Consider the following 10,980-nt stretch of genomic DNA (forward strand, 5'->3'; position numbering starts at 1 on the left):
AAAAGTTTAAAAAATATGTTGACATTTGGGTTGGGCTATAGTATTATAATCTACGGACAGAGCGAGAGAGATAAATAAAAATAAGCTCAACGTCCTATGCGGAAGTGTCGGAACTGGCAGACGAGCAAGACTAAGGATCTTGTAAGCATTGCGCTTGTGTGGGTTCAAGTCCCATCTTCCGCATTTTTTATTTGTGGTGGGAATCCTTGATTTTTTCAAGGGCTCCCGCTCTTTTTTTGAATAGGATTGTTTTAATGGTTCCTGTGATTCCTGTGATTCCCGCCTTAATTTAGAGTTGCTGTTCATTGACGGACAAAATCTAATTTTTTATAATAAAAACACAATAAAAATCTGATTATCCGCTAAAACACAGTATCTATCAGCATTTTCAAGGAAACAAACACATCAATTTACTACTTATTTACTACTAACGAATGAGCCTTGATACGCAAGTTTTCCTAGATATGCAAAGATATGGTACAACACATCAGTATTGAAACAAGAAAAAATTGAATAACTTATAGACTATGGAACGCCTAACATGACGTTCCTTTTCTATTTCCAGCCGTTCTTATTGGACGGCTATTTTATTACCCAAAATGAAAGGAGCATTAGATTTATGAAAAAGATGTTAAAACGATTGTGTACTGGCTTCTTAGCTCTTGCAACTGTCGTTACTACTTTACCGACGACACCCGTTCATGCAGAAAGCAAGCAATACTGGACGGAGTCAAAAGAGCGTGTCGGTATCGTTGAAAAAGTAATGAATGACGGTTCGATTGGTTCTACTTTTAACGAGGGACATTTGACCGTCGAGGGCGAGGACGCTTACTGTATCGACATTAACACAGATTTTAGGAATGGCTACAAGACCAGAATTGACGCAAGCACCCGTATGAGTGCCGACCAGATAAGCGACGTTGCCTTATCTATCGAATATGTGAAACAGTACACAGACAGCCACAGCGGAATAAGCAACAATCACGCCTACCTTTTAAGACAGCTTGTTGTCTGGCAGAGATTGAGCGTACATCTTGGCTGGCAATGCGACAACGTGAGAGCTTCTTATGATGAAATTCCAAAGGCAACGCAGGACGAAGTTTTCTCTGGTGCAAGAGCCTTTGTCAAAGAAAATAAAGGACGTTATGAATGTGGCGGTTATATCTACTCTGGCGAGGGGCAGGAATTGGGGCAATTCTGGGCGAAGTTAAATATCGGAAATGCGAAACTTAAAAAGGCTACCAGTAATACCAGCATTACAGACGGTAACGGGAATTACTCTATCGCTGGTGCAACATACGGTGTCTTTTCTGATAAGAACTGCACGAAACAGCTTGCCACTCTTACGACTGATGAAAACGGAAATACAGATGTTGTAGAGGTAAAAGCAGGCACAGTCTATATCAAGGAATTATCCGCACCAGCAGGATATAAAGTAGATAAAACTATATATTCCTTAAAGGTTGAAGCTGGAAAAACAGCGACTTTGAAAGTATCTGATACACCAAAAGTAACGGACACGTTGATTGAGCTTTTCAAGATTGATATGGAAACACAGAAAGACAATCCGCAGGGGAACGCTTCTCTAGCAGGTGCGGAATTTACATGGAAGTATTATGCAGGCTTCTATAATAAAGACAATCTCCCTGCCGAAGCTACTCGTACATGGGTTACAAAGACAATCGCTGAAACAGACAGCGACGGGTCAACCCACTACATCACAAAATTTGCGGACGCATACAAAGTATCTGGCGATAGCTTCTATATGCAGGACGGTAAAGCGGTTCTTCCACTTGGAACGCTAACCGTTGAAGAAACAAAAGCTCCAAACGGATACTTGTTAGACGGTGCATATATGCAGGCTGGCGATAAGTCCGAACAGATAAAAGACTTATACCTTACACAGATTACCGAGGACGGCGACCTTGCCGTATTATCTGGAAGTAACCAGTTTTCCGTATCAGATAAGGTTATCCGTGGCGGTGTGAAAATTCAGAAACGAGATTTAGAAACGGGCGATACCAAACCACAAGGAAGTGCAACTTTAAAAGATACTGCCTTTGACATCATTTCCTTAAATGATAATGCAGTATTGGTTGAGGGCAAGCTCTATAAGAAAAATGAAGTGGTAAAGACAATTCGTACCGATATTGAGGGTATCGCTTCTACTTCTGCTGACCTTTTACCTTATGGAAACTTCCGTATCGTTGAGAGCGAAGCACCAGACGGATATTTGACAGACGGTGCAAAACCGATTGATTTTACAATCACAGAAAATGGAAAAATCGTGGACTTAACCGACGAAGCCCATTCTATCTATAATCAGATTAAGCGTGGAGATATTGAGGGTGTAAAAATCGGTGCAGGCACACACAAGCGTCTTGCTGATGTTCCTTTTAGGATCACAAGCAAGACAACGGGCGAAAATCATATAGTTGTAACTGATGATAACGGGCAGTTTTCCACTTCTTCTGAATGGGCTTCGCATAAGCACAATACCAACGCAGGCAAGACCAGCGAGGACGGTGTGTGGTTTGGAACTTCTGAACCAGACGACAGCAAGGGTGCATTACCTTATGATACCTACATCATTGAAGAAATGCGTTGCGACAGTAACAAAGGCTTTGAACTTATCCCACCTTTTGAAATCGTGGTATCAAGAAATAACCTTGTGATTGATTTAGGAACGTTGACTGATGAATACGAAAAAGAAATCTCTATCCATACCACAGCGACCAGCAAGGACGGCGAAAAAACTATCCTTGCAGGAAAAGAGGTAACAATCGTTGATACTGTCAAATTAAACGGGCTTACAAAAGGCACAAAGTATCAGTTGAAAGGTTGGCAGATGTTAAAGGAAGAAAACGCCGAGCTTATCATTGACGGGAAACGTGTAGAAAACGATTATACCTTTGTCGCTGATGATGAAGAAATGAAAGTGGAAATTTCCTATATATTCAATGCGTCTGCTTTAGGTGGCAAGAACCTTGTTACCTTTGAAGAATTGTATGATTTCAGCAATCCAGACGAACCCGTGAAAGTTGCGGAGCATAAAGACATTGAGGACGACGGGCAGACCGTACTTATCACAGAGCGTATCATCAAAATTCATACGACTGCTACCGATAAGGACGGCAACAAAGAGCTTGAAGCTGGAAAAGAGGTAACAATCATTGATACCGTAACCTTAGAGGGCTTAGAAGTCGGTACACAGTACAAACTGGTGGGCTGGCAGATGTTGAAAAAAGAAAATGCCGAGCTTCTTATCAATGGGAAACGTGTGGAAAGTGATTACACTTTTACTGCTGACAGCGAAACTATGAAAGTGGAAGTTGCCTTTACCCTTGACGCTACTTCCCTTGACGGCAAACAGCTTGTAACTTTTGAAGAATTGTACGATTTAAGCAATCCAGACGATCCGAAGAAAGTTACCGAGCATAAGGATATTGAGGATAAGGGACAGACGATTACCTTTAAGGAAAAGCCAAAAGAACCAGAGAAACCCGAAACACCACCGACACCAGAAAAGCCAAACAGACCGAGCGACAGTCCCAAAACGGGCGATAACACAAACCTTTACGGACTGCTTGCACTTCTTTTGACCTCTGGTGCTGGACTGGCAGGTATCTTCTTCTACAAACGCCGTAAAATGAAAAAATCATAAGGCGGTAACGGTATGAGAAAAGAAAAATCACGCTCTCCGCCGAAGTTGTCAAACGGCAGACTTCCGCTTATTCTGGCTTGTCTGCCAACAACCTGCAAGAACACGGATAGTCAAGGGTGCGTAAGCATTGATTTTACCCTTTACTATCTGTAGGATTGCTGGTACTTCCCAAACCGCCAGAATAAGAAATCACAATCAATTTATCAAAAATAGAAAGAAACGAGGTAAAACAATATGGAAATGAAATATGTCGTGCCAGATATGGTACAGTCTTTTGGAACTCTTGAATTTGCAGGCGAAAGTGAGCCAGTCTTTGAAAGAGATAAAAATAACCGCAGGGTCTTAGCAAGACGAAGCTATAACCTTTATTCTGACGTACAGAAAGGCGAAAATGTTGTGGTAGAAATTCCCGTGCAGGCTGGCGAAAAAAAGTTCAAGTATGAACAGAAAGTAAAACTTGTCAATCCGAAGTTATACGGCAGAGGTTATGCAATCGGGGATATGGGACATACCGATTATGTGTTAGTTGCTGATGATATTGTAGCAGTTGAAGAAAAGTAAAGGAGTGAAGAATTTATGAGATTATCAAACGGGTTTGTTATTGACAAAGAGAAAACATTTGGAGAATTAAAATTTACAGCGGTGCGTGATGTGTTCTTACAGAATGAGGACGGGACACCGAGTACCCAGCTTAAAAAGCGTATCTATGATTTGAAGTGCAGTTTGCATGGTGGAATTATCCCCGTGTCTGTACCGCCAGAAGTACCGTTAAGAGAATTTCCGTACAATGCAGTTGTGGAGCTTGTCAATCCAGTAGCCGATACGGTATCAAGAAAGACCTATACGGGTGCAGATGTGGACTGGTATGTAAAGGCAGAGGATATTGTATTGAAGAATAAAGGCAATCAAAACGTAGGCAGTCCACAGAACCATACACCGCAGGGACAGCCGAAAAAATAGGCTTGCTGAATAGATTTTCGTTGTAGCGGATATATAAAACTGTTATAATATGGGTATGAAAAATTTAATTATAAGGAGTGCTGTTTATGATAAGAGCTATTATATTTGCTGTATTCGTTGTCCCTATTATATCTCTCGTATTAGATAAGACACAAAAAGCAACTAAAAAAGAAAAATTCACAAATACTGTTTTTGTATCACACGCCTATCAAACAGTATGTCATATTTGTTCATTGATAATGGTAGGAATTGCAATAGCTTTAGGATTGTTCATGGGATTTGATAATACGGTGGGACACTCTGTTGTTTTTGCTATTTTTGTTCTATTGATTGAATTTTGTGCGTGGGCATTAAAAAGACATAAGGTAGTAATTGACGGAAATAATTTGCGTATTACTCCTGCTGTTGGAAGAACAAGAGAAATTTCATTTAATGATATTTCCCGTTGCACAGAAAAAGAGCAAATAGGATTGAAAATATTTGTAGGAAACAAAAAAATTTGTACAGTTTCTTGCGACTGTGTTGGATATAAAGAATTTCTTGAAATGTTAAAAGAGAAAAATTTACTCTAATACGTTTCGCCCAAATAAACAGTTATATTATTTTAGCAGTTAGTCTTAGGATTGACTGCTTTTTTCATACCCAGAAAGGAGTGATTGATTTATGCAAAAGATTTTTAACAAAGGACACCGTATCAGAGCCAGCGACAAGCACCTTGTCTACCACTTTTCCATAGGAACGCTTCTGTTTGTATTCGTGGCGGTTCTCCTGCTACTGAATATCAAACAGCTCATGCGTACTGATTGGGAACATTTCAGCTTGTTAGAGAACGGCTTGACGCTTTCCCCTTACAACTTCATAACTATACTGATAGCGACTGGTGTTTGTGCATTGGTCGTTTTTCTGTATTACCACTTCTGTTACGATAGTTTCAAGAAGCTCCTGCACCGTCAAAAGCTGGCAAGAATGGTACTGGAAAATAAGTGGTATGAAGCCGATACCGTACAAGACAGCGGTTTTTTTACTGACCTGCAAAGCAGATCAAGGGAAAAAATCGTCTGGTTTCCAAAGATTTATTATCAAATGGAAAAGGGACTGCTTCATATCCGCTGTGAAATTACGCTGGGAAAATATCAAGACCAGCTTTTACGGTTAGAGGATAAATTGGAAAGTGGCTTATATTGTGAGCTGACCGACAAGACCCTGCATGACGGCTATATTGAATATACCCTGCTTTATGATATGATAGCGAACCGCATTACCATTGATGAAGTACGGGCAGAAAACGGCTGTCTGAAACTGATGAAAAATCTTGTCTGGGAATATGACGCACTCCCTCACGCTCTGATTGCTGGTGGAACGGGTGGCGGTAAAACTTATTTTCTGCTGACGCTTATTGAAGCCTTACTGCATACCAACGCTGTCCTTTACATCTTAGACCCGAAGAACGCTGACCTTGCAGACTTAGGGACAGTTATGGGAAATGTGTATCACACCAAAGAAGAAATGATTGATTGTGTCAATGCCTTTTATGAGGGAATGGTACAGCGAAGTGAGGAAATGAAGCAACACCCGAACTATAAGACGGGCGAAAACTACGCCTATCTGGGACTGCCACCCTGCTTTCTTATCTTTGATGAATATGTGGCATTTTTTGAAATGCTGGGGACAAAGGAAAGCGTGGGCTTGCTTAGCCAGTTAAAGAAAATCGTTATGTTAGGACGACAAGCAGGTTATTTCCTTATCGTTGCCTGCCAGCGTCCAGACGCAAAGTATTTCTCTGACGGTATCAGAGATAACTTCAATTTCCGTGTGGGACTTGGGCGTATCAGCGAATTAGGTTACGGTATGCTGTTCGGTTCAGATGTGAAAAAGCAGTTTTTCCAGAAGCGTATCAAGGGGCGTGGCTATTGTGATATGGGAACAAGCGTGATAAGCGAATTTTACACGCCTTTAGTCCCCAAAGGACATGATTTTTTACAAACAATCGGCAGGCTTGCACAAGAAAGACAAGTCATGCCAGAACAACAAGGAAAGGAAGATGTGATTGAATAAGGACACATTAAATGTTTATCACGCACCCACAGAGAAAAACTACCTCTGTTTGTGCTTGAATACAGATATTTTTACAACGGATTGCAGGAAATATATGTTAGATTGTTTTTTAGATTATTCTGTCAATCCAAATCTGCGATTTCATTCAAGGATAGATAAAATCATTGATGATGTTATTCGTGAAAAAATCAACATTCCTCATAAGTTTAGAATGAGGTTGGAAAGTAGACATTGCGTTGAAAGCAGGATAATCTATTTTCGATTTCGAGTTTTAGATAAGGCTTGTCTGCAATGTAATGTATTTCTTAAAGGGCTGTCTGAAGAAATGAAAGAAGCACTTTCAGATGAAAGAATAGATTTTGCGGTTATCTATGAGGGCATACAAGGTTCACAGCAGGACACAGACACGGACGACAAGGACGGGTTTTGCGGTTCTCAACCGCAAGTTCCGTTCTTGGCGGACGGGGCTTGTCCCGTCCGCTGATAAAACCCCTCGGTATCTAACAGAGGGGTACGTTTGCAAATAGACAATAGACAAAAAACATAGGAAACATAAGGCTTCTGGCATGGTTTCCTAGCAAAAATCGGCTGTGAAGTCGCCTAAAAAAACTTCACACTTTACAGATTGGGGGTATGGTTCTGAATGAAGAACAATGGATAAAAGAATTACGGGAGAAACGGATTGCTTACGGTATCTCACAAGGCAGGCTGGCGGTGGCTTCTGGTATCACAAGAGAATATCTCAATAAGATAGAAAGCGGAAAAATGAAGCCGTCAAAGGAGCTTTTGGAAACTCTGCATAAAGAACTGGCAAGGTTCAATCCAGAAGCACCGCTTACCATGCTGTTTGATTATGTGAAAATTCGTTTTCCCACGCTGGATATACAGCATATCATCAAAGACATATTAAAACTGAATATCAACTATATGCTCCATGAAGATTATGGACATTACAGTTATACGGAGCATTACTCTTTAGGGGACATCTTTATCTATACGTCGGCTGACGAAGAAAAAGGTGTCCTTTTAGAGTTAAAGGGGCGTGGTTGCAGGCAGTTTGAAAGTTACCTGCTGGCACAGCAAAGAAGCTGGTATGACTTTCTCATGGACGCACTCGTAGACGGTGGCGTGATGAAGCGTATCGACCTTGCTATCAACGACCATACGGGCATTTTGGATATTCCAGAGCTTGCGGAAAAATGCAGAAAACGGGAATATATCGGAAAGTCCAGAAGTTATAAGTTTTACCAGTCGGGCGAGCTTATCAAGCATAGAGAGGACGACAGAGAATATATGGGACGCACCCTTTATCTTGGTTCGCTGAAATCAGATGTGTATTTTTGTATCTATGAAAAGGACTATGAGCAGTACGTCAAGTTAGGGACACCGCTTGAAGAAGCCGACATTATCAACCGTTTTGAGATACGGCTTAGAAATGAACGTGCCTATTATGCAGTACGAGATTTGCTGACCTATTATGACGCAGAGCAGACCGCCTTTTCTATCATCAACCAGTATGTACGGTTTGTTGATGAAGAACCCGACAAGCGAAAAAATGAATGGAAACTCAATGACCGCTGGGCTTGGTTTATTGGCGATAACAGACAGAGCTTGAAGCTGACGACAAAGCCAGAGCCTTACACCTTAGACCGCACATTGCGTTGGGTACAAAGGCAGGTAGCACCAACCTTGAAAATGCTGAAAAAGATTGATAAAGGAAACGGTACAGACTACATGGAAACAATCGAACAGCAGGCAAAGCTCACAGAAAAGCATAAAATGATAATCAAACAGCAGACGACCCCTGCAAAAGATTTGGTGGAAAGTTAGGAGTGATAAAAAATGTGGGTATTATTAAAAGATTTCCTGCTGGTATCTATGGGAATGGGTATCGGCGTAGTCTTGATGTGTATTTTGAATGTCGGCAAAGAAGCTGACTATGAAATGAAACAATTAGAAGAAAGTGAGGACAATTAAATGAATTTCGGACAAAATTTGTATCAATGGTTTTTATCAAACGCACAGAGCTTAGTGCTTATGGCGATTGTGGTTATCGGTATCTACTTAGGGTTCAAGCGTGAGTTTTCAAAACTTATCGGCTTCTTGGTAGTTGCCTTGATTGCTGTCGGTTTGGTATTCAACGCTGGCGGTGTGAAAGATGTATTGTTAGAGCTGTTCAATAAGATTATCGGTGCATAAAATTTTATTGTGGTGCTGATATGCGAATGTTATAATGTGGATATGAAACACAGTATCTAGGAGTGATGGAATGAAATATATAATGCTTCACGGTTTGGGACAATCTTCTGAAAGTTGGAGTGATACCGTAAAAGTATTCAATGATGATTTTGAAGTTTTATGCCCTAATTTATCAGATTGGCTTTTTGGAAAAATACCATGTTATGATACATTGTATCGGACATTGGAAACATACTGTGAACAGTTTGAAGAACCGCTAAATATTTGTGGACTTTCTTTAGGTGGTATTCTTGCTATGCAGTATGCGATAGAACACCCAGAAAAAATGAACTCATTAGTGTTAATAGGCACACAATATGAAATGCCAAAGTATCTGTTAAAAATGCAAAATCTGATATTCCGTATTATGCCTTGTTCAGCATTTGAAAAAATGGGTTTTCAGAAAACAGATTTTATCAATCTATGCAAATCTATGACAGAACTTAATTTTAAACATGAACTGAAAAAAATATCATGTTCGGTACTTGTTGTCTGTGGCGATAAGGATAAGATAAATAAAAAAGCTTCTTTAGAATTGCAACAACAGATAGAAAACGCAGAAATAGCTATTATTGAAAATGCAGGACATGAAGTAAATACAGATAACCCAACACTACTAGGGCAAAAGTTAAATGTATTTTTCAAACAATATGTCTGATAAACAATTTCATATCCATACACACAAAGCAGTTAGTCTTAGGATTGACTGCTTTTTTCATACCTAAATTTCAGATTGGAGTGATGAAATGAACGATATTTTTAAGGATATGCAGGCAAAAGTCGGCTGTGAATACATTTCCGACCTGCCCTCTTACAAGCGTAAGGTGTGGCATGAAATGAAACGGCTGAACCCTGCCGACTATGAAGAAAGACAGTTAGAAGATTTTTCTAAATATGTGTTTGGTATCTCATACCAGAACTTAAAAGATGTGATGAACCAACAGAAAGGACGTGAGGAACAATGCAGGAAACAAGGGTACTGGTGGAAACGAGAGGAACAACTGACGAAGAAACAATATCATACTGGTTCGACCTGCCGATAGATGTTGCCGAGTTTGAAGAAAAGTTAGGTATCGGTGCAGAAAGTGGGGATTACTGTATTATCGAAAAGGTGTTGCCTTATGCTGATGAAGTTCACGAACATACAAGCGTGTATCAGCTCAACGAATTAGATTTTATGTACCGCCAGCTTTCAAGTGATATGCAGGAAGAATATGTATCACTTCTGACCGTATATGACAATTTAGAAGCACTTTATATTTGCAGGAACGTGATTACGGTTTATCCTGACTGCAAAAGCATGATAGATGTTGCAAGGCAAAAGCTGATGAACGACCCGACATTTAAGCATTTATCCGAGGACTGTCAAGAATATTACTTTGACTTTGAAGCCTATGCTTCTCACTTGCAGGAACACGGGAAATTTTTAGTAACAGAACACGGTATCTTTGAACTGCCAGAGTAGGAAATGAGGTGGTGGTTATGATTGATGATATGGCGGTTTACATTGCTAATCTTGGCAAATACAATGAGGGATATTTAGTCGGTGCTTGGTTCACGTTTCCCATTGATGAGGAAGATGTAAAAGAAAAAATCGGCTTGAATGAACAGTATGAGGAATACGCAATCCATGATACCGACAACTTCCCCATTGCGATTGGCGAGTATGTTTCCATTGAAGAACTCAATGAGATGTATGAAATGATAGAGGAACTTCCCGACTATATCGTAGAGTGTCTGGACGAATTTATCAGCCACTACGGGACGCTGGAAGAAGTCGTGGAACACAAGGACGATATTTATTATTATCCCGACTGTGAAACCATGACAGACGTTGCCTACTACTACATAGACGAATTGCAGGCACTTGGCGACATTCCACCCAGCTTACAGAACTACATTGACTATGAAGCCTACGGGCGAGATTTGGATATGGGCGGTTGCTTTATTGAAACAAGCCGAGGTATGTGCGAGATACCATATTAACGCTGGAAGATCAGCGACAAGCATTGTTGCTACTGACAGCGTATTTCTCTTTTAAGGGACAGTCTGAAAATGGCTGT

General features: G+C 40.4%; 13 protein-coding genes, 1 tRNA gene and 1 pseudogene. All 15 read left to right on the plus strand.

Annotated elements, in window-relative coordinates; translation table 11 throughout:
- The first annotated feature begins 98 nt into the window (after positions 1-98).
- The 15 genes and pseudogenes from DW152_RS09375 to DW152_RS09445 all read left to right on the plus strand — a co-directional run bounded on the left by DW152_RS09375 (position 99) and on the right by DW152_RS09445 (position 10,903).
- Positions 99-183 (plus strand) — tRNA-Leu (locus DW152_RS09375).
- Between the two features lie 436 nt (positions 184-619).
- On the plus strand, positions 620-3,664 hold the full coding sequence (locus DW152_RS09380; protein ID WP_009273766.1) for an SrtB-anchored collagen-binding adhesin: 3,045 nt from the start codon (positions 620-622) through the stop codon (positions 3,662-3,664).
- A gap of 12 nt (positions 3,665-3,676) precedes the next feature.
- Positions 3,677-3,817 (plus strand): hypothetical protein, encoded by a 141-nt coding sequence (locus DW152_RS09385; RefSeq protein ID WP_118288496.1) that lies wholly within the window; start codon positions 3,677-3,679, stop codon positions 3,815-3,817.
- Between the two features lie 81 nt (positions 3,818-3,898).
- Complete coding sequence (locus tag DW152_RS09390) at positions 3,899-4,225, plus strand: YdcP family protein (protein WP_004843348.1); 327 nt, start codon at positions 3,899-3,901, stop codon at positions 4,223-4,225.
- Positions 4,226-4,240: 15 nt separating this feature from the next.
- Positions 4,241-4,624 (plus strand): YdcP family protein, encoded by a 384-nt coding sequence (locus DW152_RS09395; RefSeq protein ID WP_004843349.1) that lies wholly within the window; start codon positions 4,241-4,243, stop codon positions 4,622-4,624.
- An 86-nt stretch (positions 4,625-4,710) separates the two neighbouring features.
- Positions 4,711-5,196, plus strand: coding sequence for a DUF6560 family protein (locus tag DW152_RS09400; RefSeq protein WP_004843350.1), 486 nt, complete (start codon positions 4,711-4,713; stop codon positions 5,194-5,196).
- A gap of 91 nt (positions 5,197-5,287) precedes the next feature.
- Positions 5,288-6,679, plus strand: a complete 1,392-nt coding sequence (locus DW152_RS09405) for an FtsK/SpoIIIE domain-containing protein (RefSeq protein WP_004843351.1) — start codon at positions 5,288-5,290, stop codon at positions 6,677-6,679.
- Positions 6,672-7,163: a hypothetical protein gene (locus tag DW152_RS09410; RefSeq protein WP_009905022.1), complete on the plus strand. Its 492-nt coding sequence runs from the start codon at positions 6,672-6,674 to the stop codon at positions 7,161-7,163. The genes DW152_RS09405 and DW152_RS09410 overlap by 8 nt, the downstream gene beginning before the upstream one ends.
- 149 nt (positions 7,164-7,312) lie before the next feature.
- Positions 7,313-8,509 carry a MobT family relaxase gene (mobT, locus tag DW152_RS09415; RefSeq protein WP_025489600.1) on the plus strand — a complete coding sequence of 399 codons (1,197 nt, stop codon included), beginning with the start codon at positions 7,313-7,315 and terminating at the stop codon, positions 8,507-8,509.
- Between the two features lie 33 nt (positions 8,510-8,542).
- Positions 8,543-8,656, plus strand: a pseudogene (locus DW152_RS13205) (DUF3789 domain-containing protein); the annotation flags it as partial.
- Positions 8,657-8,878 carry a hypothetical protein gene (locus tag DW152_RS09425; RefSeq protein ID WP_002323342.1) on the plus strand — a complete coding sequence of 74 codons (222 nt, stop codon included), beginning with the start codon at positions 8,657-8,659 and terminating at the stop codon, positions 8,876-8,878.
- Positions 8,879-8,948: 70 nt separating this feature from the next.
- Positions 8,949-9,575, plus strand: a complete 627-nt coding sequence (locus DW152_RS09430) for an alpha/beta fold hydrolase (protein ID WP_022620533.1) — start codon at positions 8,949-8,951, stop codon at positions 9,573-9,575.
- Between the two features lie 88 nt (positions 9,576-9,663).
- On the plus strand, positions 9,664-9,960 hold the full coding sequence (locus DW152_RS09435; RefSeq protein WP_074038079.1) for a conjugal transfer protein: 297 nt from the start codon (positions 9,664-9,666) through the stop codon (positions 9,958-9,960).
- Positions 9,879-10,382 carry an antirestriction protein ArdA gene (locus DW152_RS09440; protein WP_025489601.1) on the plus strand — a complete coding sequence of 168 codons (504 nt, stop codon included), beginning with the start codon at positions 9,879-9,881 and terminating at the stop codon, positions 10,380-10,382. Before DW152_RS09435 ends, DW152_RS09440 begins: the two co-directional genes overlap by 82 nt.
- Before the next feature lie 17 nt (positions 10,383-10,399).
- A complete protein-coding gene (locus DW152_RS09445) occupies positions 10,400-10,903 on the plus strand; it encodes an antirestriction protein ArdA (protein ID WP_002323345.1) in 504 nt (167 codons plus the stop codon).
- The last annotated feature ends 77 nt before the right edge of the window (positions 10,904-10,980 follow it).

Origin of the sequence: Dorea sp. AM13-35 (assembly GCF_003473885.1) — a bacterium.
Taxonomy (GTDB): domain Bacteria; phylum Bacillota; class Clostridia; order Lachnospirales; family Lachnospiraceae; genus Dorea_D; species Dorea_D hominis.